Source organism: Acidiphilium sp. AL (assembly GCF_025499445.1).
Lineage (GTDB): Bacteria > Pseudomonadota > Alphaproteobacteria > Acetobacterales > Acetobacteraceae > Acidiphilium > Acidiphilium iwatense.
The window spans coordinates 1-23,101 of sequence record NZ_JAIMBZ010000031.1 but is presented as its reverse complement, the minus strand read 5'-3'; the positions used below and the strand labels follow the sequence as shown (position 1 = coordinate 23,101).

The window sequence follows — 23,101 nt, the reverse complement described above, 5'->3', positions numbered from 1 at the left end:
CGGATATCCTTGCTGGGCTTCGGTCATTGCGGAAGTCGATACGGGGCAATCAGGGCGGCAAGATGACGGGGACCGAGACGGCCGATCGCCGAGTTGAATCGCACGGCTTCGGCCGAAGCCGCCGAGCGGTAGAGAGCGACGATATCCCAGCGTGCGTGCGGCAGGTTAGGCTGGTGCTGGGCGATTTTCGCCGACGCGGCCGCGAGATGGCGTTCCAGCCAGGGCTGCCAGATCAGGGCGGCGTTGATCTTGTGCGACGCCAGCGCGCGATACAGCGATGCCGGGCTGGAATACTGGTATTCGGTCAGGGCGGCGCCATGGCCGGTGCCGAAATAGGTCGTTGGCACGGTAAGGTAGGCGACGCCCACCCTGGTCTTCGCGGGCAGGCCGGCAAAGGACAGCGCTTTCGTGCCGATATTGGCCAGAACGAAGCCGGTCGCGGCATAGGCCAGGGTCGCTTTCACGCCCCTGGGCAACGTCGGATCGCCGGCTTCGACCGGGAAGCCCATCACCAGATCGCAGCGCGTCGCAAGCTTGGCGAAGAAAGCCGGTTTCCGGGCATCGAGCGTGTCAGAACCGTCGCGCGTGTCGATCACGACGAAACGCGGCGCCGCATGATCGGCTTGGGCGACTGCCGTTGCGACCGCGCGGTCGATCGGGAAGAGCGGATTGGCCTTGTCAAGGCAGAAACTCAGGCGCGCAGCGGCTGCCGGCGCGGTGAACGCGGCCAGGGTCAGGGTGAGGGCGACAAAAAAATGCCCCGGCCGCTTGCGCGGCCGGGAGGTGAAGGGAAAATCAGCCATTGAGCGCGAACACGTGCAGCTGTCCGCCGCGCGGGGTATTGGCCAGCGACGTGCCGAGCTTGCCGGACCATAGCGGCCATACGCCGCCCCAGCCGGTCCAGATGGCGACATACTGCCTGCCGTCGATCTCGTAGGATATCGGCGTAGCGATGATGCCGGAACCGAGATCGGGGCTTGTCCACAAGATCTTGCCGGTCTTGGCGTCGAAGGCATAGAGCTTGCCGTTGGTGGTGCCGCTGAACACCAGGCCGCCCGCGGTCGCCATCGCGCCGCCATCCCATGGCTCCTTGGTCTTGCGCTGCCAGACCTGCTTGCCGGTGGACAGATCGATCGCCTGGATCGAGCCGAGTTCGTTCGGCGAGGCCGGGTCGGGCTTCATCTGGAAGGTTTCGCCCAGATAGGGCAGCCCGGCCGCGTAGCTGACCGGCACGCCCTTCATCGTCATGCAGGCGTGCAGGGTCGGTTCATAGGCCATGTTGGTCTTGGGATCGACCGCGCCCGGCCACCAGTTCTTGCCGCCGAGAAAACTCGGGCAGGTAAAGATCTGCTTGTCGAGTGCCGGCCGGACCTTGGGATTGTTGATCGCATGGCCGGTCTTGTCGATGCCGAGAATCGACAGGTCATGCACGAACGGCTTGGCGTAGATCAGATGGCCGTCCTCGCGGTTGATCGCGTAGAAATAGCCGTTGCGGTTCGCCTCGACGATCGCCTTGTAGGTCTTGCCGTCATATTTCAGATTGATCAGCTGCGGCGTGTTGACCCCGTCGTAATCCCAGGTGTCGTTGCGGGTATACTGGTAGTGCCATTTGATCTTGCCGGTATCCGGGTCCATCGCGATCACCGAATCCGAATAGAGGTTGTGGCCCGGCCGCATCGTGGCAAGCCAGGGCCCAGGATTGCCGACGCCCCAGTAGAGTTCGTGGGTGGACGGGGCGTAGGTTCCGGGCATCCACGGGCTGCCGCCGCCATGCTTGTAGGCGCCCACCGGCCAGGTCTTGCCGCCAGGTTCGGAGGGAGAGGGAATGGTATAGGTCTTCCACAATACCTTGCCGGTCTTGGCGTCGAGCCCGGCGAGGAAGCCGCGCGCGCCGTATTCGCCACCGCCCGAGCCGATGATCACCTTGCCGTCGATGGCGAGCGGCGCGCCTGAGATCGAATAGCCGATGCCCGGTTTCTCGAGGGAGACGTTCCACAGAAGTTTGCCGGTCTTGGCGTCGAACGCCAGGACATGGTTGTCGAGCGTGCCCATGAAAACCATGTCGCCGTACAGCGCGACGCCGCGGTTATTGACGTCGCAGCAGACCGTTTTCAGCGCCACTTTCGGCACGTGATAGTCGTATTTCCAGAGCAGCTTGCCGGTCTTGGCATTGAACGCCATGATGTGGTCGAGCGGCGTGGTGACGAACATGTAGTCGCCGTTGACCACTGGGATATCCTCGAATCCATTGGGAATATCGACCTTGGACGAGGACCAGACCTCCTTTAGCGTGCCGACGTTCTGCGGCGTGATCTGGGTAAAAGGCGCATAGTCGTCACCCGCGTAGCTGCGGTTGAACATCAGCCAACCCTTCGAATGGCCGGCATTGTCGAGCCGCGCCTGGGTCACCGGCGGATAGGCGGGCTGGGCGGCGGCAATGCCCACCGTCGCAAGCGCGAGCAGGGTGCTGCCGAACAGCCACGTCTTCAGGACTGGCCTTCTGGACGTCATATCAGTCTCCCCTTCAAGTCGATCTTGCCGATCGACGGTTGCACAAAACGTTTGAGTAAAACTTAAGAAAAATCAACATGTTACGCTCGCAGCTTCAAGCGACGTCGCCTCGGCGTTGGTAAATATACGCGATCGGGTGAGGAAGCGCCGACCGGTGCCGTTCTCCAGCGAAAACATGCCACCAGTGCCGGGCACCACATCGATGATGAGCTGCGTGTGCCGCCAGTAGTCGAATTGCGGCCGGCTCATATGGAACGGCGCGCCGCCGATCTCGCCGAGGCGGACATCGTCCGAGCCGGTCAGGAACTCGTCCTGCCGATAGCACATCGCCGACGAACCGTCGCAGCAGCCGCCGGATTGGTGAAACAGGATGGGTCCATGCTTCGCCCGCAACTCGGCGATCAGGACAAGTGCGGCGTTGGTGGCAACGACGCGCGCAACGCCGCCAATATGCACGGACCCGGCCATCTCAGAAAAATCCAAGCGCGTTCGGACTGTAGCTGACCAGCATGTTCTTGGTCTGCTGATAGTGGTCGAGCATCATCTTGTGGGTCTCGCGGCCGATGCCGGACTGCTTGTAGCCGCCGAACGCCGCATGAGCCGGGTAGAGATGGTAGCAGTTGGTCCAGACCCGGCCGGCCCTGATTTCGCGTCCGAAGCGATAGGCGCGCGAGCCGTCGCGGGTCCACACGCCGGCGCCGAGACCATAGAGCGTGTCGTTGGCGATGCCGAGCGCCTCGTCCTCGTTCCTGAACGTCGTGACCGAGACGACCGGTCCGAAAATTTCCTCCTGGAACACGCGCATCCGGTTATGGCCGCGAAACACCGTGGGTTCGATATAGAAACCCTCCGCCAGCTCGCCGCCAAGCCTCGCCCGCGCGCCGCCGGTCAGCACTTCGGCGCCTTCCTGACGGCCGATGTCGAAATAGGACATGATCTTCTCGACCTGCTCGCTGGAGGCTTGGGCGCCGATCATGGTGGCGGTGTCGAGCGGATTGCCCTGCCGGATCGCCTTCACCCGCGCCAGGGCGCGCTCCATGAACCTGTCGTAGATCGATTCCTGGATCAGCGCGCGCGACGGGCAGGTGCAGACTTCGCCCTGATTGAGCGCGAACAGCACGAAACCCTCGATCGCCTTGTTGAAGAACGCATCGTCCTCGTTGCAGACATCGGCGAAGAAGATATTGGGCGACTTGCCGCCGAGTTCCAGCGTGACCGGAATCAGATTATGGCTGGCATATTGCATGATCAACCGGCCGGTCGTGGTCTCGCCGGTGAAGGCGATCTTGGCGATCCGCTTGGACGATGCCAGCGGTTTGCCAGCTTCGAGGCCAAAGCCGTTGACCACGTTGAGAACGCCTGGCGGCAGGATATCGGCGATCAACTCCATCAACACCATGATACTGGCAGGCGTCTGCTCCGCCGGCTTGATGACGACGGCATTGCCGGCGGCGATCGCCGGAGCGAGCTTCCAGGCGGCCATCAGAATCGGAAAATTCCACGGAATGATCTGCCCGACCACGCCGAGCGGTTCCTGGAAGTGATAGGCGACGGTGGTATCGTCGATCTGCGACAGGCTGCCTTCCTGGGCGCGGACACAGGCGGCGAAATAGCGGAAATGGTCGATCGCGAGAGGAATGTCGGCGGCCTTGGTTTCGCGGATCGGCTTGCCGTTATCGACGGTCTCGGCATAGGCGAGCAAGGCCAGATTCTGCTCCATCACATCGGCGATACGATTGAGCATGGCGGCGCGTTCGGCCACGGCGGTGCGGCCCCAGCGCTCGGCGGCGCCATGGGCGGCATCGAGGGCGAGGTTGATGTCCTCTTCGGTCGACCGTGCGATCTCGGTGTAAACTTGGCCAGTAATCGGCGTGACGTTGCCGAAATACGCACCCTTCACCGGCGAGACGAAGCGGCCGCCGATAAAATTGTCGTAACGGGTTTTGAAGCTGAAACCGTCGGGGGCGGTTTCAGCAAGCGGGCGTATCGCGCCATCGGGCATGGTCGTTCCTCCATATCTGCGCCGCGTTGATGATTGCCAAGGACTAAGCAACCGCCGTGCCAACACCGGTTTGCCTGGCGGAGGCGGGATTCGTGGCATGCGGCCATCCCGCGGCGCGGCGCGGGGCGTCTCGTTCGGGGGCATTGTCCCGAAACGGGACAAAATTGCGGATAACCGTTGTCACCCGTTCCGGTGCGACCTATCGTCCCGGTCAATCAAAATTTCATCAAACAGGGTGGAAAGAAGGCAGGCAGCGGCCCATGGAGCCACACGCACCGGATCTTGCGATAATGCGCAACCGCCTGAGCGAGCGGGGCGAAATCGCCACCATGCCCGGATTCAGCCCGGTGCTCGCCCGTTCCTGGCAGCGCTGCGTCAGCGCCGGATTGTCTCCCGAACGCCCCCGCAACGAGGCACGGCATCTCGATGATCGGGAACTGGGCGAGGCGATGGAACGCCAATCCGGCCTGACCGCGCGCGCCCGGCCGATCATCGAGTATCTGCATTCGCAGATCCGCGATTCCGGCTGCATCATTCTGCTCTCCGATCAGAACGGCTTCCTGCTCGATGCGGTGGGTGATCCGGGGTTCAGCGACCGTGCGGCCCAGGTGGCGCTCAGGCCGGGCGCATGCTGGGCGGAGAACGACCGGGGTACCAATGCGGTCGGCACCGCCCTGATCGAGGCCGCCCCGGTGGTGATCCACGGCCCGGAGCATTTTCTCGAACGCAACGGATTTCTCGCCTGCGCCGCCGCGCCTCTCGCCGCCTCGGATGGCAGCCTGCTCGGCGTGCTCGATATTTCCTGCGATTACCGGATTTACCACCCGCATACGTTCGGGCTGGTGCGGGCGGCAGCCCAGATGATCGAAAACCGGATGTTCGAGATCAGCCATGTCCGCGATATCAAGCTCCGCTTCCATGCCTCGGCGCAGGCGCTCGGCACGGTGGTCGAAGGTGTGCTCGCAATCACGCCCGATGGACGGATTCTCGGAGCGAACCGGCCAGCAGTCGAACTGCTTGGGCTGCGCCCAGCCGATATGGGCCGGAAATCCGTGAACGATGCGATCGATTGCCGCTTCGGCGATCTGCTCGCACGGGATTGCCGGCCCATAGGTGAGGTGGCGGAAATTCGCCGGCGTGACGGCGGACGGCTCTATCTGCGGCTCGAAGTCCCGCGCATCGGGCCGCCGCGTCGTGCCCCCCCGTCGCCTGCATGGCCAGCCGACGCGCTTGCCGCCCTCGATACCGGCGATGCGCAGATGACCCGCGCCATCGGCCAGTTGCGGCGCGTTCTGGACAAACCGATCCCGATATTGCTGCGCGGCGAAACCGGTGTCGGCAAGGATGTGCTGGCACGGGCGATTCACGACTCCGGGCCGCGCCGGGGCGGCGCTTTCGTGGCGGTAAATTGCGCCGCATTGCCGGAAAACCTGATCGAGGCGGAATTGTTCGGCTACGCCCCCGGCGCATTCACCGGCGCGCGGCGCGAAGGCTCGACCGGGCGCATCCGTGAAGCCCAGGGCGGCACGCTGTTCCTCGATGAAATCGGCGACATGCCGCTATCGATGCAGACTCGCCTCTTGCGCGTGCTGGAAGAGCGGATCGTGACACCCTTGGCCGGCCGGCCGGTGCCAGTGGATTTTGCCCTGATCAGTGCGACCAACCGCGATCTCAAGGCCGATATCGCTCAGGGCAGGTTCCGCTCCGATCTGTTCTACCGGCTGAACGGGCTCGGCGTATCGATCCCGCCGTTGCGACATCGCAGCGATCTCGACGCCCTGATCACCCGGATTCTCGCCCAGGATGCGGGGCAGGGGCCGACCCGGATCGTGTCGGATGCGCTGCTCGATGCGTTCAGGACCTATGCTTGGCCGGGCAATCTGCGCCAGTTGTCGAGCCTGCTGCGTATCGCCAATTCGATGTGCGATCCCGAGGAAACCGAGATCGGCTGGCAGCACCTGCCGGATGAGGCCGTCGCGGAACTTCGGTCACTCCCGGCATCCCAGGCCGGTTCGAAAGACAGCGGCGGCGCGGCTTCGTTGCGCGATCATTCCGATCAGATCATCCTTCGCACGATCGAGGCAAGCAACGGCAATATGAGCGCCGCAGCACGTCGTCTCGGCATCAGCCGCAACACACTCTATCGCCGGATTGCGGCGATTCCGGCGGCGAGTGTCGCGGAACCAAATTCCCTGAAAATTAAATCATGATTTTTCAATCTATTATGAATACCTAAATTTATTGTAAAATGCCCTGATTCGTCATAAAAGTATTCGAATTAACCGGAGGCGTCTGTGCGAACGTGGAGACGAACGTGAGCAAGACAAAAAATCCGCCGTTGAACTCGGTTTCCGATGTTGATTGGACCGAAGCGGTTCGGCGTGAAGCAGTGATTCGTCCTGTCGCTGAGAGACCCAAAATAGGTGTCTCCAATGCCTCCGTTGCAGCAAAGCAGCTTAATCTAAGCATCACACGGGTCTTACGAGCTTATACGTAAATTTCGAAACTCGCCTGTCGCAGCATCTCTTTTGCCAAAGAAGAGAGGCTCGGCGAAAGGCCATCGACGATTGGATCCTGCCGTTGAAGCGGTAATCGAGTCGGCGATTGACGCGATTTTTTTGAAGCGTGAGCGGCCCACGATTAAGCGGCTACTTGGTCTTGTCCGGCATGATTGCATGGCGGTCGCTCTGATGCCGCCGTCAATGAAGGCTTTGAGGGCGCGTGTTTCGGCGCGCAGTTTGCGCGAACGAATAAAAGCTCGCGACGGTCCGGCAGTCATGAATAATCGACTACGTCAGGTGAAAATCGGGCTTCGGCCGATACGTCCTCTGCAAATCGTCCAGGTCGATCATACCAAAGTTGATATCATGCTTGTCGACGACGTCACCAGAGCCTGTATAGGGCGCCCTTGGCTGACGGCCGTGCTCGACGTGCATACCCGAATGGTCGTGGGTCTTGCGCTTTCACTCGATCCTCCCAGCGCGGCCGTTGCCGGTCTTGCGGTCACGCATGCGGTGCTGCCGAAGGAAGAGCAACTCGCAGACATCGGTATAAACCTAATATGGCCTACGCACGGGATCCCCGAGATTATTCACGTGGACAACGGCGCTGAATTTCACTCGCGTGCTTTTGAGCGTGGTTGTCAGCAGCACGGCATCAGGCTCGAATACCGCCCTCCGGCAACACCACGGTTTGGGGGACATATCGAGCGCCTTATGGGAACTCTCATGAGTCGGGTTCATGGTCTGCCAGGAACGACATTCTCAAATGTCGCTGTGCGTGGCGACTACCAATCTGAAAACCGCGCTGTGCTCTCTTTTCGAGAGTTTGAACGAATCCTTATTCTGGATGTGCTTGGTCCTTATCACAATGAAGTGCACTCGGCTCTGGGGGGCACGCCTGCGGCAGCATGGGAAGATGGCGTTGCTGGCCTATCAATACGCCAGCCTGCGGATCCGGACGCTTTTCGCCTCGATTTTCTACCATTTGAAGAGCGCGTTGTGCGACGCGACGGAATACGGTTGTTCAACGTCTTCTATCAGGACGGTGTCCTTGCACACATTGTGGAGAGCGGTAGCTCAAAACTCCGCGTGAAATACGACCCGCGCGATCTGAGCGCGGTGTTCGTTGAACTTCCGGCAGGTGACCATGTGCGCGTACCTTATGCTGACATCGGACGCCCTCCGATAACGCTATGGGAGCATCGTTTTGCAACCAAGCACCTGCGGGAGAACGGACGACGCAGTGTAGACGAGCACGCGATTTTTGCTGTTGTCGAGGAGCAGCGTCGTATCCTCGCTGAAGCGCATGACCGGAGCAAGCGCGCGCGCCGGGCCGTCGTCCGCGCCAGCCTAGCCACCGACCAGGTAACTGGAAGTCGTAGTCAATCACACATTCCCATGGCAAGCCCTGGCGACGATCCCGACGCCAAAGTGCCGATGCCGGATGAGGGTACAACCAGCGGTGTGGAGTTCTGGGAATGGCGACGGTAGACGAATTTGCCCACCTGCCGATGGACGTGCGCCCAATCGCACGGTTAGAGGCCGAAGCACGGATTGCTCACATTCTTACCGAGCGCTGGATCCAGCATGCCACGGTTGACCGTCTGCTCGGCTACTTGCAGGAAGCGTTCGACCAACCGCCACGTGAGCGGATGGAGAATCTGCTCCTCCTCGGCGAGAGCGGAATGGGCAAGACAATGCTGATCCGCAAGTTCGAGCGACAAAACGCGGTCAGCTTTGATGAAGCGACGGGCGTACAGCATCGGCCGGTGGTTGTGGTGCTGATGCCGCCACAGCCGACCGAGTCTGAATTCTTCCATCGCGTGCTTGAGTCGATCGAGGCACCTTCTGTCCGATATTGGAGCAATGGCGGTCAATTGCGCACGTCGGCAATCCGGCTTTTGCGCGAAATTGGTACGCGGGTTCTGGTGATCGACGAGATCAACTCGGTGTTGGTGGGATCCCCGCGGCAGCAGCGATTATTCTTGCAGCTGTTGCGGTTCCTGTCGAACGATCTTAGGCTTGCATTAGTCGGTGTCGGTGTACCCGAAGCACGACACGCTCTGCTGTCAGACACGCAACTGCGTAGTCGTTTTAGCGACATTGAGCTGCCACTGTGGACACTGGGCGACGACCTGCGAGATTTCGTCACCCGCCTTGTCTGGAGCCTACCACTGCGCCAGCCATCGCCGGTCGATTCTGCCAAGCTGCGGGCTATGCTGGTGGAACGGTCGGGCGGAGTCACATTGGGCATTTGCAAGGCGGTGGAGCGTGCCGCAATGGCAGCCATCCGCAGCGGACGAGAGCGAATCGAGCTTGCGAGCTTCGATGATCCGGAGATTTGGCATGGCGTGGCGGCGCCCGGCCGTGGTACGCGTTCCCAACTTAGGGGGATAGCAGTGGCACGCCGAGCTTGACATCGCTTATGTCGATCCCGGTGGCGCCGAGACCATTCGCCGATGAAGCGATGAGATCGTGGATCGGCCGTGTCGCGGCGCGCTATGACCTGGAGCCAGAGCAACTGGTTTGGTGCCTGCGGGGGCCCCGCGCGGAGGGAGCCCATTATTCTGAATTCCACGAGATCCATTGGAGGCCAGATGCGGAGCTGGAGTACCTCCTGGCGCAAGCAACGCGCCTCGACGTAACCCGAATCGCCGAGCTGCGAATCCCTATACAGGGTTTACCGGACCCATCAGGTTGGCACAGGCAGTCGCGCGCCTGGTGCCCCCTCTGCGTTAATGAGGACGTTCGACGATATGGCGAGACTTACGAGCGCGCGGTCTGGCAACTCGGCTTCTGCGCCGTCTGCTCGGCGCGTCGCCAGACCTTGCGCACACCATAGACCTGGAAATTCTCATCCCACACCCGGCGGATCTCGGGCCGCAGCTGGATGTCCCGTTTGGCGCGCGGCGGCAGGCGGCCCGGGTTGGCACGGCGAGCGGCATGCGCACGGTAGGTCGACGGCGCGATCGGCAGAACCTCGCAGATCGGCTCGACACCGTGGACTTCGCGATGCGCGTCGATGAACGCGATCATGGCTTGTACCGGCGGTCGAGCTCCGCCTGAGCAAAATAAGCCGATGCCTTGCGCAGGATCTCATTCGCCTGGCGCAGCTCCCGGACCTCCCGCTCCAGAGATTAGATCCGCTCCTGGTCAGCACTCGTAGGGCCGGGCCGTATCCCCTGGTCGCGCTCCACCCGGCGAACCCACCCTCTCAGCGTCTCCGTCGTGCAGCCGATCTTCGGCGCTATCGAACCGATCGCCTCCCATTGCGAAGCATGATCCTTGCCATGCTCCAGCACCATCCGCACCGCGCGTTCGCGGACCTCAGGTGAATATCTGTTCGATGTCTTCCGCTTTTCCATTGCTCCATCCTACTCAAGAGTTGGAGCCTCCAGGATTCCCGGCGCGGTTCACCGCCTTCGTGGACCGTTATTTTGAGCACCCACGGTCCCAGCATGTGGAAAAACATGCCCGACACAATGAACACGCCGGCCGTCTTCTCAATCCGCGGCGACGACTGCATGCCATGGGCAAAACCGTGCTTCAGCCCGTGGCGCATTCCGGCAAAAAGCGTGAGGGTGGCATCGGTCAAGCGTTTCGTCGGATCGTGGCCGTCATAGACGGCGAAGCGCAGATCAAAGTACTTCTGGTACGGGATCGGTGTCGGCAGAGCCAGGAGCTTGACCAGGAACAGATGGTTGGTCGTGTAGGCTTGCCGCGTCGGCTCGAAATGGGCTGGCCCCTCCGCCATCGGCATCGGCATTTTCATGCTGCCGGACTGCGCGAAGGCTGGTCCGGCAGACACAGCGAGGATGCCTGCTACGATGAAATAAGGAGTGCGACTCACGTTCGTTCTCCTTGCCTGCGGATTTTGACCAAAAATTTTCAAGACAGAGATTGGCCAACCGGCCTATCTGATAGGAATATAATTCCAAAATACATGCCGTGGAAACAATTTCCGGTGATAAATGGGGTTTCATTTGAGCCAAAAAGATTGCTGCTTGCTCGAACGCTGCGCTGACTTGGCGAGGGGAGGTTCCGATGCCACTTCGGTCGCCGCGGTGGCGCCGAGTTCGGTTCTGTCGATAGGGGACACCCATTGGGCCAGATGATCTGGATCGTATGAAACGCTCCGCCGGTACGAATCAGGGTGCCGTATTCGGCGCCGAGTTCCCAACCATCCAGGGGATAGCAACCCGATCAGAGTACCAGCGCCGCAATCCCGTTGCCGCTGGAGAAGCCTGGTATGGCATCAACAGTTAATTCGGGCATTTTTACGATAAATTGGGATAATTTTTACGATCAATTTGGCACACAAATCCCACCACTGCGGGTGATTGCCTAAAAATTCCGGTCAATTAGGAAACGCGACAGAGGGCGTAAATCCCGACAGATCCGAAAATCGCAGAAGATATATTATGGAAAAAATACGCCGTGATCAGTCGCTGCCACGCCAGTCGTCGCGCACGGTCTGGCCGTCGACCTCCCAGTGATTGTCGTCCCGATAGTCGCTCGGCCAGTAATCGCCTTGGATGCCGGTTTCGGCCAAGGATTCACTTCGTCTTGGGATCAGGTCTTTCACGGCGATGCCGAAAATCATTCGATGAGTCACGGCCTATTCCTCTGCAATCCATTTGGTTACAGATAGAGACCGGAACCGTGGCGAAAAACCGGCCAATCGCCGCTTCCTTTGCGGCGCTGCATTGCGCCTATGGAGGAGATTGCGTCACCCTTCAGATAGTTGATCTTGAAAAGGCAGAGGCTGGGACTCGAAAACCTGGCGCACAAATTCTTGCAGATCCCCCACATCGCCCGCCTTTAATTTCGGATCACGAACGCACCCGCCCGCATCACCGGTTCGGCAGTGCCCGACGCCGCAATGCCGTCGACATCGATCTGCGCCGAACCAATCATCCAATCGACATGGATCATACTTTCATTGGCACCCTGCGCGGCGTCGCATCCGCCCTTCATGTTCAGCGCCAGCGCCTGACCGAGCGCGATATGGCTCGCGGCGTTCTCGTCGAACAGCGTGTTGCGGAAAATCAGCCCCGCGCGTGACACCGGCGATGCATCCGGCACCAGCGCCACCTCGCCGAGCCGCGACGCCCCTTCGTCGGTGTCGATCAGCGACTTGAACACATCTTCGCCCTTGCTTGCATGGACCTCCACGATGCGTCCGGCCTCGAATCGTACCGAAATCCCCTCGATCAGCACGCCGCCATACACCAGCGGCTTTGTTGCGGAAACAATGCCTTCCACATTGTTTTTGTGAGGCATGCTGAACACTTCCTCGGTCGGCATGTTGGGCAGGCACACCACGCCGTTGCACGCCTCGATCGCGCCACCAGCCCAAAGGTGATTCTCGGCGAGACCGACGCGCAAATCCGTTCCCGGCCCACGAAAATGCAGGGCCGCGAAGCGTTTGTTGTTCAGAATACCACACCGATCGAGCAATGACGCAGCATGGTCGCGCCATGCCTCGATCGGATCCGGCAGATCGACCCGCGTGACCGCGAAAATCGCATCCCATAATTTTGCCACCGCCTCGCCCTCGGCGATGTCAGGAAAAATCGCCCGCGCCCACGCGGGCGTCGCGAACGACAGAATCGACCAGTTGGTCGCAAAGCCGGAAAGCAGGTTGCGCACCGGCTTCATCGCCGCCGCCGCCGCGCGCTGCGCCCGGCCGATCCGCGCCGGATCGCAATCGGCAAGCAGCATCGGGTCCGAACCCACCACGGTCAGCATGGCGGCGCCGTTGCCGATCGCCTTCGCCATCGCCTCGCCCATCCAGGCCGGCGCGAAATCGAAGCTCTCATCCCCGGCATGCAGATAGCGCGCGCGCTGGGTCGCATCATCGGCAAAAAACGGCACGACCAGAGTTGCCCCGGCACGATAGGCGTGCTCGGCGATGCGCCGGACCAGCTCCTGCGCCTCGATCGGCGCATTGACGATGAGTTCCTGGCCCTTCTGCACATTGACGCCGATTTTCACTGCGATTTCCGCGAGTCGGCCAAGTTTTTTGTCTCTCGTCATGTCGCCTCCCCCTCGATGATCAGCCCGTCATACCCCGGCTCGATTCCGTCCGGCAGGGTGCCGCACAACGACGCATAATCCAGATCCGGCCCCATATGGGTGAGTATGGTGCGGCGCGGCCGGAGCGTTTCGGCCCATGCGAGCACCTGATCCAGATTGGCATGGGTCGGGTGCGGCGGCCCCTTGGTGAAACAATCGACGATCCAGGTATCGACCCCTTCGAGCAGAGCGAATTGATCCGCATCGAAGCGCATCACGTCGGGGCAATAGGCGACGCCGCCGATGCGGAGGCCGAGCGTTCGGGCAAACCCATGGTCCTGACCGATGATCGTCACCGGGAGGCCGCAAATCATATGGGTTTCGCCGGGGGCTACCCCATGCGTCTCGATCACCGGACGGAAGAATCCCGGCGGCTGCCAGGGCTTGAACGCATAATCGAAGCGCCGGCGTAGCTCGTCCCAGGTCTGCGCGTCGCTATAGGCTGGAATCGGGCCGTTCGCGATTCGGTTGAGAATGCGCACCTCGTCCAGCCCGGCGATGTGATCGGCATGGGCATGGGTGAATATGACGGCGTCGATCCGCCCGATCCGATTGTCGGTAAGCTGAAGGCGAAGCTCCGGCGCGGTGTCGACCAGGATGCGCCCCCCATCGCTTTCGATCAAGATGCTGGCGCGGGTCCGGCGATTACGCGGCTCGCCGGGATCGCAGATGCCCCATTCCCCGGCGCCGTCCGCGCCGCCGATCTGTGGCAACCCGGCCGAACCGCCGGTGCCGAGCAGGATGGTGCGGAACCTCATGCGGCCTTGGCGAACAAGCGGCGGAAATTCGCGGTGGTCAGTTCGGCCAGCACTGCCTCGCTCACCCCCTTCACCTCGGCGAGACGCTTCGCCGTATGCACGATGTGCGCCGGTTCGTTGCGTTTGCCGCGATACGGTACCGGCGCGAGATAGGGCGAATCGGTCTCGACCAGAAGCCGGTCCCCCGGAATGTCCCGCGCGATCTCGCGCAGTTCGGTCGATTTCGGGAAGGTCAGGATACCGGAGAACGACACGTAGCCGCCCAATGCCAGCGCACGCTCCGCCAACCGCCGTCCCGACGAAAAACAATGGAGCAGAAATGCGAATTTTTGTTCCGCATATTCGGCTTCGAGAATCGAGGCGATATCGTCATCCGCGTCGCGCGCGTGAATCGCGAGCGGCAGCCTGGCCATCTGGGCCGCCCGGATATGGGCGCGGAAATTCTCGGCCTGCACCTCGCGCGGCGCCCGATCGTAGAAATAATCGAGCCCCGATTCGCCGATGCCGATCACCTTGGGATGCACGGTCATCGCGGCGATCGTCTCGGGCGGCGGCACCGGCTCCTCCTCGCCCGCATGATGCGGATGCACCCCAACACAGGCCCAGATTTTTGCTCCGGCCTCGGCCATCGCAATCGCGCCGCGAGATTGCGATAAAGTTGTCCCGATGGTGACCATCTCAGCCACCCCCGCGGCATGGGCGCGGGCGATCACCTCGGGCCGCTCCGCCTCAGTGAAATAATCCAGATGGCAGTGAGAATCGATCAGCATAGCCGGGTTCTAACCTAGGATGGGCGGTATCGAAACCATGCAGGCCGCTTGACCGACCGGGGCCGCTCTGTCCATCTCCGGCACACGCCACGGAGCGCATAGGCCACGGAGACTGCGATGACCAAACCTGTAATGCTGACGATCCTCGATGGGTTCGGCTGGCGCGAGGACCGGGCGGACAACGCCGTCGCGCTTGCGAAAACGCCGAATTTCGACCGGCTCTGGCAAACCGCGCCGCACGCCTTCCTGCGCGCCTGCGGCCGCGATGTCGGGCTGCCGGACGGGCAGATGGGCAATTCCGAGGTCGGCCACACCAATATCGGCGCCGGGCGCGTGGTCATGCAGGAACTACCCCGGATCGACGCCGCAATCGAGGATGGCTCGCTCGACGGCAATGCCGATCTACGGCGTTTCGTCGCAGCGCTGAAAAAATCCGGCGGAGCGTGCCAGTTGGTCGGCCTGGTCTCGCCTGGCGGGGTTCACGCGCATCAGCGCCATATCGCGGCTCTGGCCCGCATGGTCGCCGATGCCGGCGTGCCGGTATTCGTCCACGCGATCACCGATGGCCGCGACACCCCGCCGCAAAGCGGTGCCGATTGCCTCGCTGATCTGATCGAAGCCCTGCCTAAAGGTGCCGCGATTGCCACACTCATCGGCCGCTATTACGCAATGGATCGCGATAAACGCTGGGACCGGGTGCAACAGGCCTATGATCTGTTCGTCGATGACAAAGGCGCCAGGGCGGACGATCCGGTCGCTGCCCTGCGCGCGAGCTACGACGACGGCATTACCGACGAATTCGTCAAAGCCCTGACAATCGACGATTTCCCCGGCATGAAGGACGGTGACGGTCTGCTCTGCGCCAATTTCCGCGCCGATCGGGTGCGGGAAATCCTGGCCGCCCTGCTCGATCCGGGATTCGACGGATTTCAGCGCAACCGGGTGGTGCGTTTCGCGGCGGCTCTCGGCATGGTTCCCTATTCCGACGATCTCGACAAATTCATGCACTGCCTGTTCCCGCCCGAACCGATGGAACACCTGCTCGGTGAAGTCGTGGCCGCCGCCGGCAAGCGGCAATTGCGCGCCGCCGAGACCGAAAAATACCCGCACGTCACCTATTTCCTGAACGGCGGCCGCGAAACGCCGTTCGAGGGCGAGGAGCGGATCATGGTGCCCTCGCCCAAGGTCGCGACCTATGATCTGCAACCCGAAATGTCGGCGCCCGAACTGACCGAGCGGGTGGTCGCGGCGATCGACGGCGGCACCTTCGATCTGCTCGTGCTGAATTACGCCAATCCCGACATGGTGGGCCATACCGGCGTGCTCGATGCCGCGATCAAGGCGGTCGAGACCGTCGATGCCGGGCTCGGCCGGATCGCCGCCGCGATCGAGGCCAAGGATGGTGCGATGATCGTCACCGCCGATCACGGCAATTGCGAATTGATGCGCGACCCGGAAACCGGCGGTCCGCACACCGCCCACACGCTTAACATGGTGCCCATGCTACTGGTGGGTGCCCCGAACGGCACAAAATTGCGCGACGGCCGCCTCGCCGACTTGGCGCCCACGCTGCTCGCCCTGCTCGGTATCGAGCAGCCCGCCGCGATGACCGGCAAAAACCTGATGGAGGACGATGCGCGATAGAACCAGAGCCGGCCTAGTGTCCCGATTCGGACGTTCGTTGTGGTTCAAACCAGCGCCTTACGAAGGTCCGAATCGAAAGGACACTAGCAAACATATGATTCTAGTGTTGTTTTTGGTTCTGAAGTTCCTAAAATCGCCGCCGCATATGCGTAGGAACTTCAGAACCATCACATTAGCCATCGCGCTGATCGCCTTGCCGCCAATCGCGCGGGCGGCCCAGCTCGGCCAGGTGCAGAAGAAACTCGACGCGGCCAATCTGGCGGCGGCCCGGCACCAGGCGGCTTCAGCTGCGGCGGCTCGGCAAGCGGCGGCCGCGAAACGCCAGGCAGATGCGCTCGTCGCCAAGGAAGTCGCCGTCAACGCCGTTCTGCGCACGGACGAGGATCGCGCGGCACGGATCGCGCACCGCCTCGCCAGGCTCGGCGCGAAGACCAAGGCCGCCAAGGCGGAGCTGAACGCTGATGCCGCCGCGATCGCGCCGTTGCTGCCGCTGATCGCGCGTCTCGCGCTGCATCCGGCGGCAACGCTGCTCGCCGCCGATGCCGCACCGGGCCGTGCGGCCGAAGGCGCACTGGTCATGCGTGGTCTGACCCGCGAAATCGGCTTGAGGGCCCAGGCGCTGCGCGCGGCACGTCGGCGTTACGCGTCGCTGTCCGCCGCGCTCGCCGCCGAACAGACGAAAATGAGTGCCGCGGTCGCCACTCAAAGCCAGCGCGCCGCGGCGCTTCAGGCGGACATCATCGCGGTCCGCCATGCCGCGGCGGCGGCGGTGGCGCGTCATGCGGCCGAGGCGCGCGCAGCGGCGAGCGCGGCACAGACCGCGCATAACCTGCTGGGCGTGATTGCACGGCTGCAGGCGGAACGCCGGCAAGCGGCGCGTGCCCGCGAAGCCGCGGCGCGGATTCCCGTGCCCCAGTCCTTGCGCGGTGCGCCGGTCGCCGGCAAGCTGGTGCGGCAATTCGGCGCATCGACCACCGCCGGCCCCGCGATCGGCGACACTTTCGCCGCCGCGCCCGGCGCCGTGGTCAGTGCAAGCTGTCCCGGTCGCGTGGTGTTCGCCCGGCCGTTCCAGAATTACGGCAAGCTGATGATCCTCGATTGCGGTGGGGGATACGATTTCGTGATGGCCGGGCTCGCCCGGTTCGACGTGCGCGTCGGCCAGTCGGTAGTTCCGGGCCAGCCGGTCGGCGCGATGGCCGGCTACGATGCGCATAATCCAGGCGGACAGCCAGAACTTTACGTCGAATTGCGCCATGACGGCACGGCGGTCGATCCCACGCCCCGGTTCGGCGCGGCGGCGGCTTCGCGCTGAGCAACCGCGCGCGGCTCTGGACTTCCCGCCCAGGCGCATTATTGGAATACTGAGGCAAGAGGATTGCGCTGATGAAGTTTCGAACCAGTTTGCTGATCGCGGGCAGTTTCATCGTCGGGATCGGTGCCGGCGTTATCATCCCCGTCGTCCACGGGGCGCTGGCCGATGCGCGGCCTGGCACCAACACCTATCAACAGCTCGGGCTGTTCGAGAATATTTTCCAGCGTGTCAAAGCCGACTACGTCACGCCCGAGCCGTCCCACAAGCTCGTCTACGACGCGATGAACGGCATGCTCACCGGGCTCGATCCCCATAGCGGCTACATGAATCGCCGCCAATACAAGGATATGCAGGCCGAAACCAGCGGGCAATTCGGCGGGCTGGGGCTGGAAGTGTCCCAGGCTGCCGGCTTCATCAAGGTGATCAGCCCGATCGACGGCACGCCCGCCGCGAAAGCGGGGATCAAGCCGGGTGACCTGATCGTCGGTATCAACGGCAAGCCGATGGTCGGTCTCTCGCTCAACAAGGCGGTCGAAGAGATGCGAGGCCCACCGGGCAGCACGATTACCCTCACCATCAAGCGCGCCGGGGTGGATAAGCCGATCGTCGCCAAGCTGACCCGTGCCGTGATCCATGTAAAGGCGGTCCACAGCAAACTTTACGGCGATATCGGCTATTTGCGGCTATCCAGTTTCTCGGAAAACGCGAACCGGGACATTCGCCGCGCCATGCGCAAGCTCAAGACCGAAAGCCATGACAAGGTCGCGGCCTATGTGCTCGATCTGCGCAACAATCCCGGCGGCCTGCTCAACCAGGGCGTCGCTGTCGCCGACGATTTTCTGAACGCGGGCGAGATCGTCTCGACCCATGGTCGGCACGCCTCGGATGACGAGGTCTGGTATGCCCATCCCGGCGACATCGCTCACGGCAAGCCGATCGTGGTGATGATCAATTCCGGCACCGCCTCGGCCGCCGAAATCGTCAGCGCCGCACTCCAGCAGAACCGCCGCGCGGTCGTGCTCGGCACCCGCAGCTTCGGCAAGGGCTCGGTGCAGACCATCTTTACCATTCCGGGGCACGGTGCCCTGCGCCTGACTACCGCCTTGTATTACACGCCTTCCGGCAAGTCGCTGCAGGATTACGGCGTGGCTCCCGATCTCGTGGTCCATGAAACGCGCAATCCCAAGGATCATTTCCCGAAGATTCGTGAGGCCGATATGCCGCACGCGTTCCACAACCCGTCCGGCATGAAGGCGCCGATTCTGCCGCCGAAACTCGTCCTGCCCGCCATCGCCAAATCCATCGCGCCGCGCCCGCCGGCAAACTGGCCGAAGTTCACGCTCGGCAAGCCGGCAACCGATTACCAATTGCAGATGGCGCTGAAACTGGCGAACGCGATGGTGCAGCAGAACGAGTTGACCCAGGCCAGCGCGTCGCACTGAATAAGCGGCGGTCATGCGGATACCGCGATCGCTGGCAGCATTCTGGATTGCGATTCTGACGATCGTGATCCTCGGTGCGGGGTGGTTGCAATATCTGGGTCCGATCAAATCCCGCCTCCACCCGGCGCCACAGCAGGGTGCTGCCGGCATACCGGCGCCGAGCCCGTTCCTGCTCGCCGCGTCTCCGGTTGATCCGGCCTGGAAAATCCCTCATCCAGGCCCTTATGGCGTGGTGCCGATGCGGTATTACGCAGCCCGAGCGTCGCTTCCGACAGAAAACCTGCCTTATATCGCGATCATGGTCGCCGGACTTGGCGATGCGAAAGCAGCATCCCTCGCGGCCGTGCGCGACCTGCCTCCCGCCGTTTCGCTCGCCCTGACCCCTTACGGCGCGCATATCGCCCGGATCGAAGTAGCGGCGCGCGCAGCGGGACACGAAACGATCCTGGGCCTGCCGATGCAGGTCGCGGGAGAACCTGCCACGACCGCCGGCGATCAGGCGCTCCACGCCGGTTCGTCCGCTATGCGCAACCACAAACGGCTCGACTGGGCGTTGTCGCGCGTCGCGGGCTATGCCGGCACCACCGATGCGGTCGGCCTCGCCGCGCCGGAAACCTATCTCGCCCATCCATCCGCCGCCGCCTGGCTGGCGAAGCATCTTGCCGCCGATGGCGTCTTTCTGATCGTCGCCACGCCCGGCATCAAGTTGCCATCTGGAATCGCCGGGCGTCGGGCCGATATCCTGATCCACCCCAGCCAAGGCGTTGCCGCGGAAAAACAAGCGCTTGGCCGCCTTGCCGCGATCGCGACGCAAAAGGGCAGCGCGTTCGGTGTCCTCGCCATGCCGGCGCCGCGCGCGATCCGGGTTCTTGCCACTTGGTGCAAGGGATTGAAGGCGCACGGCTATACGCTCGTGCCGGTCAGCGCCCTGACGACACAGGAGACCGCGCCATGACCGATCCCGCCACCCTGCCCTATCGCGCCAATGTCGGTGCCGCCTTGTTCAACCGCGCGGGCAAGGTCCTGATCGCTCGCCGCGCCGACCTCAAGCGCATCGCCACCCATCCCTGGCAATTGCCCCAAGGCGGCATCGACGGGGACGAAGACCCACGCCACGCGGTTCTGCGCGAATTGCACGAGGAAATCGGCACCGACGCGGCAACCATCATCGGCGAAATTCCGGTCTGGCTGGACTATGATTTCCCCCCCGAAATCATGGCGCGATCCGGCTCGAAACACCGGGGCCAGCGACAACGCTGGTTCGCCCTCCGATTTACCGGAACCGACACCATGATCCGGCTCGACACCCATGCGCACCCGGAATTCGACGCCTGGCGCTGGGCCGATCTTGGTCAAATCGCCGATCTGGCCGTCCCGTTCAAACGGCCGACCTACCAACGCGTGGCGCGCGATTTCGCGCCTTTCGCAAAACCTGACGGAGCCGAATGATGGGAAATATGATCGAGCTGACCGCGTCCGATGGCCATAAATTTCAGACCTATGCGACCGGCGACGAGAAATCCCTGCGCGGGCTGGTGGTCGTGCAGGAGATTTTCGGGGTGAACCGGCACATGCGCGCCGTCTCCGACCGCCTCGCCTCCTTCGGCTATCGCGTGCTCTGCCCCGCGGTTTTCGATCGCGCAGAACGCGGCGTCGAACTCGGTTATGACCAGGCAGGAGCCCAGAAAGGCCTCGCCCTGCGCGCCCGGATCGATGAAGCGGATGTGATGCGCGACATCGAGGCCACGGTGGCGAAACTCTCGCCTCGGCCGACCGGCATCATCGGCTATTGCTGGGGCGGCACCATCGCCTGGTGGGGAGCAACGCGCAGCAAAAGCTTCAAGGCCGCGATCGGCTGGTATGGCGGCGGCATCGCCGCGACCAAGGAAGCCCAGACCCACTGCCCGGTGCAGCTGCATTTCGGCGTCAAGGATAAAAGCATTCCGCTCCAGGACGTGGAAGCGATTCGGAAATCCCACCCCGACCTGCCAGTCTATGTCTATGAGAACGCCGAGCATGGTTTCGGCTGCGAGGACCGGCCGAGCTTCAATGCCGAAGCCAATCAATTGGCCGAGCAGCGCAGTCTCGCCTTCTTCGCCGAACATCTGGTCTGAACAATCGGCATCAAGCGGGGATTGCAGTGTTTCGCCGACCATGCTCATGACATGACATGCACAGCGACGCGACCAACGAACGCATCCTGATCCTTGATTTCGGCAGCCAGGTCACCCAGTTGATCGCCCGGCGCCTGCGTGAAGCAGGCGTCTATTGCGAAATCTGGCCGTTCGACGTCGACCCCGAACGCATCGCCGCCCACGGTGCGCGCGGCTTCATCCTCTCAGGCGGCCCCGCCAGCCTGACCGAAGACGTGTCGCCGCGCGCTCCTTCATTTGTTTTCGATACCGGCGTGCCGGTTCTCGGCATCTGCTACGGCGAACAGGCGATCTGCGCCCAGCTCGGCGGCGCGGTGGAAAACTCGGATCATCGGGAATTCGGTCGCGCCTTCGTCGATGTCGTGGCCGATTGCACGCTGTTCGAGGGAGTGTGGCAACGCGGTGCTCGCGCCCAGGTCTGGATGAGCCATGGCGACCGCGTCACCGCTCTGCCCACAGGCTTCCAGGCCGTCGCGGTCAGCAACGGCGCGCCTTTCGCCGCGATCGCCGACGATGCCCGACGCATCTACGGCGTGCAGTTCCATCCCGAGGTGATGCACACGCCGGACGGCGGAAAACTCCTCGCCAATTTCGTCCATCGCGTCTGCGGTTTGTCGAATGCCTGGACGATGGCAAATTTCCGCGACACCGCTCGCGCCGCGATCCGCGCCCAGGTCGGCAGCGGACGAGTGATCTGCGGCCTGTCTGGCGGGGTCGATTCCTCGGTCGCGGCGGCATTGATCCACGAGGCGATCGGTGATCAGCTCGTCTGCATCTTCGTCGATCACGGCCTGCTGCGCGCCGGCGAAGCCGACGAAGTGATCCGCGTCTTCCGCGACCGCTTCAACATCCGGCTCGTGCATCGCGACGCCTCGGACATCTTTTTCGCCGCTCTCGAAGGGATCTCCGACCCCGAGCAGAAGCGCAAGACGATCGGCCGGCTGTTCATCGAGGTGTTCGAGCAAGAAGCCCACAAACTGGGGGGCGCCGATTTCCTCGCCCAGGGCACGCTCTATCCCGATGTCATCGAAAGCGTTTCCGCGCGCGGCGGGCCGAGCGCCGTCATTAAGTCGCACCACAATGTCGGCGGCCTGCCCGAGCGGATGCGCATGAAACTCGTCGAGCCGCTTCGGGAACTTTTCAAGGACGAGGTGCGCGAACTCGGCCGCGAGCTTGGCCTGCCCGAAACCATCGTCGGCCGTCATCCCTTCCCCGGTCCTGGCCTCGCGATCCGCATCCCCGGCCCGGTCGATCGCGACAAGGTGCGCATCCTGCAGAAGGCCGATGCGATCTATCTCGAGGCAATCCGTGCCGCCGGCCTCTACGATGCGATCTGGCAGGCTTTCGTCGCCTTGTTGCCGGTGCGCAGCGTCGGCGTGATGGGCGACGGCCGCACCTACGAGTTCGCCTGCGCGCTGCGTGCCGTCACCAGCACCGACGGCATGACCGCCGATGTCTATCCGTTCGACATGAGCTTCCTCACCAGAGTCGCCGGACGCATCGTCAACGAAGTACGCGGCATTAACCGCGTCACCTACGACATCACCAGCAAACCGCCAGGCACGATCGAGTGGGAATGATTTTGGCCCATCCCAGGGTATCCCGCAGTATCCCGTGAACCTACGTAAACAACTGATAAATAATAACAACTCATCCGGTACCCTTCGAGGAATATCGGCCGGCAGAGACGGTATCTGACGGACTGTCTGACGGTCTCCTTTCCCATTGCACAATTCGAGTTGGCTCGATACCGTCAGGGTCAGAGCGCCCTCTGACGGTCTTTTTTCAGAGCTAGGGTGTGGTGTCAATTAAGCCAGATAGCGGTGGCGGTGAGGTGGACGCCTGCGAGGAAGTTTCTGGCGGTTTTGTCGTAGCGCGTTGCAATGGCGCGGAATTGCTTGAGTTTGGCAAAGAAGTTCTCGATCAGGTG

Annotated in this window: 21 protein-coding genes, 1 pseudogene and 1 other annotated feature; of the genes and pseudogenes, 11 read left to right on the top strand and 11 right to left on the bottom strand. The window is 62.5% G+C overall.

Annotated elements, in window-relative coordinates; translation table 11 throughout:
* Window positions 1–23: 23 nt before the first annotated feature.
* The 4 genes from AiwAL_RS14910 to adh form a co-directional block, all read right to left on the bottom strand.
* A complete protein-coding gene (locus AiwAL_RS14910; protein ID WP_235706019.1) occupies window positions 24–803 on the bottom strand; it encodes a hypothetical protein in 780 nt (259 codons plus the stop codon).
* Window positions 796–2,511: a methanol/ethanol family PQQ-dependent dehydrogenase gene (locus tag AiwAL_RS14905; protein WP_235706018.1), complete on the bottom strand. Its 1,716-nt coding sequence runs from the start codon at window positions 2,509–2,511 to the stop codon at window positions 796–798. The genes AiwAL_RS14910 and AiwAL_RS14905 overlap by 8 nt, the downstream gene beginning before the upstream one ends.
* Window positions 2,512–2,583: 72 nt before the next feature.
* Entirely contained in the window at window positions 2,584–2,979 is a 396-nt protein-coding gene (locus AiwAL_RS14900) for a DUF779 domain-containing protein (RefSeq protein ID WP_235706017.1), read from the bottom strand.
* A 1-nt stretch (window position 2,980) separates the two neighbouring features.
* On the bottom strand, window positions 2,981–4,513 hold the full coding sequence (adh, locus tag AiwAL_RS14895; protein WP_235706016.1) for an aldehyde dehydrogenase: 1,533 nt from the start codon (window positions 4,511–4,513) through the stop codon (window positions 2,981–2,983).
* 290 nt (window positions 4,514–4,803) lie between these two features.
* Here adh and AiwAL_RS14890 point away from each other — a divergent pair, with 290 nt between their 5' ends.
* From AiwAL_RS14890 to AiwAL_RS20430, 4 genes are all read left to right on the top strand, one after another.
* Window positions 4,804–6,723: a sigma-54-dependent Fis family transcriptional regulator gene (locus AiwAL_RS14890; protein ID WP_235706015.1), complete on the top strand. Its 1,920-nt coding sequence runs from the start codon at window positions 4,804–4,806 to the stop codon at window positions 6,721–6,723.
* 357 nt (window positions 6,724–7,080) lie between these two features.
* Entirely contained in the window at window positions 7,081–8,505 is a 1,425-nt protein-coding gene (locus AiwAL_RS14885; RefSeq protein ID WP_235706014.1) for a transposase family protein, read from the top strand.
* Window positions 8,493–9,431, top strand: coding sequence for a TniB family NTP-binding protein (locus tag AiwAL_RS14880; RefSeq protein ID WP_262312947.1), 939 nt, complete (start codon window positions 8,493–8,495; stop codon window positions 9,429–9,431). Before AiwAL_RS14885 ends, AiwAL_RS14880 begins: the two co-directional genes overlap by 13 nt.
* An 8-nt stretch (window positions 9,432–9,439) precedes the next feature.
* On the top strand, window positions 9,440–9,856 hold the full coding sequence (locus AiwAL_RS20430; RefSeq protein WP_407932572.1) for a TniQ family protein: 417 nt from the start codon (window positions 9,440–9,442) through the stop codon (window positions 9,854–9,856).
* Here the strand turns inward: AiwAL_RS20430 and AiwAL_RS14875 are convergent.
* The 6 genes and pseudogenes from AiwAL_RS14875 to AiwAL_RS14850 all read right to left on the bottom strand — a co-directional run.
* Window positions 9,829–10,379 (bottom strand): annotated as a pseudogene (locus AiwAL_RS14875) (transposase); the annotation flags it as partial. The gene AiwAL_RS20430 and the pseudogene AiwAL_RS14875 overlap by 28 nt on opposite strands.
* Window positions 9,976–10,092, bottom strand: a sequence feature (AL1L pseudoknot). Its footprint overlaps the pseudogene before it by 117 nt.
* Window positions 10,262–10,864, bottom strand: coding sequence for a hypothetical protein (locus AiwAL_RS14870; protein ID WP_262312953.1), 603 nt, complete (start codon window positions 10,862–10,864; stop codon window positions 10,262–10,264). The pseudogene AiwAL_RS14875 and the gene AiwAL_RS14870, both read right to left, overlap by 118 nt.
* A 591-nt stretch (window positions 10,865–11,455) precedes the next feature.
* The gene (locus AiwAL_RS14865) at window positions 11,456–11,629 is read right to left on the bottom strand and encodes a hypothetical protein (protein ID WP_235706137.1); all 174 of its coding nucleotides are present in this window, start codon (window positions 11,627–11,629) and stop codon (window positions 11,456–11,458) included.
* Between the two features lie 206 nt (window positions 11,630–11,835).
* Complete coding sequence (locus tag AiwAL_RS14860; protein WP_235706138.1) at window positions 11,836–13,053, bottom strand: aminopeptidase; 1,218 nt, start codon at window positions 13,051–13,053, stop codon at window positions 11,836–11,838.
* Window positions 13,050–13,850 (bottom strand): MBL fold metallo-hydrolase, encoded by an 801-nt coding sequence (locus AiwAL_RS14855; RefSeq protein ID WP_235706139.1) that lies wholly within the window; start codon window positions 13,848–13,850, stop codon window positions 13,050–13,052. Before AiwAL_RS14855 ends, AiwAL_RS14860 begins: the two co-directional genes overlap by 4 nt.
* Window positions 13,847–14,620 (bottom strand): TatD family hydrolase, encoded by a 774-nt coding sequence (locus tag AiwAL_RS14850; RefSeq protein ID WP_235706140.1) that lies wholly within the window; start codon window positions 14,618–14,620, stop codon window positions 13,847–13,849. Before AiwAL_RS14850 ends, AiwAL_RS14855 begins: the two co-directional genes overlap by 4 nt.
* Window positions 14,621–14,737: 117 nt before the next feature.
* Between AiwAL_RS14850 and gpmI the strand changes: the two genes are divergently transcribed.
* The 7 genes from gpmI to guaA all read left to right on the top strand — a co-directional run bounded on the left by gpmI (window position 14,738) and on the right by guaA (window position 22,751).
* Window positions 14,738–16,264 (top strand): 2,3-bisphosphoglycerate-independent phosphoglycerate mutase, encoded by a 1,527-nt coding sequence (gpmI, locus tag AiwAL_RS14845; protein WP_262312946.1) that lies wholly within the window; start codon window positions 14,738–14,740, stop codon window positions 16,262–16,264.
* 145 nt (window positions 16,265–16,409) lie between these two features.
* Complete coding sequence (locus AiwAL_RS14840; protein WP_235705655.1) at window positions 16,410–17,576, top strand: murein hydrolase activator EnvC; 1,167 nt, start codon at window positions 16,410–16,412, stop codon at window positions 17,574–17,576.
* 71 nt (window positions 17,577–17,647) lie between these two features.
* Window positions 17,648–19,018, top strand: coding sequence for a S41 family peptidase (locus AiwAL_RS14835; RefSeq protein ID WP_235705654.1), 1,371 nt, complete (start codon window positions 17,648–17,650; stop codon window positions 19,016–19,018).
* 13 nt (window positions 19,019–19,031) lie between these two features.
* Window positions 19,032–19,973: a divergent polysaccharide deacetylase family protein gene (locus AiwAL_RS14830; RefSeq protein WP_235705653.1), complete on the top strand. Its 942-nt coding sequence runs from the start codon at window positions 19,032–19,034 to the stop codon at window positions 19,971–19,973.
* A complete protein-coding gene (locus AiwAL_RS14825) occupies window positions 19,970–20,467 on the top strand; it encodes an RNA pyrophosphohydrolase (protein WP_262312945.1) in 498 nt (165 codons plus the stop codon). Before AiwAL_RS14830 ends, AiwAL_RS14825 begins: the two co-directional genes overlap by 4 nt.
* A complete protein-coding gene (locus AiwAL_RS14820; protein ID WP_235705656.1) occupies window positions 20,467–21,132 on the top strand; it encodes a dienelactone hydrolase family protein in 666 nt (221 codons plus the stop codon). Before AiwAL_RS14825 ends, AiwAL_RS14820 begins: the two co-directional genes overlap by 1 nt.
* Before the next feature lie 56 nt (window positions 21,133–21,188).
* Complete coding sequence (guaA, locus tag AiwAL_RS14815) at window positions 21,189–22,751, top strand: glutamine-hydrolyzing GMP synthase (protein ID WP_262312944.1); 1,563 nt, start codon at window positions 21,189–21,191, stop codon at window positions 22,749–22,751.
* A 224-nt stretch (window positions 22,752–22,975) separates the two neighbouring features.
* Here guaA and AiwAL_RS14810 read toward each other — a convergent pair.
* The coding region (locus AiwAL_RS14810; RefSeq protein WP_262312567.1) for a transposase at window positions 22,976–23,101 on the bottom strand (126 nt) is incomplete at its 5' end.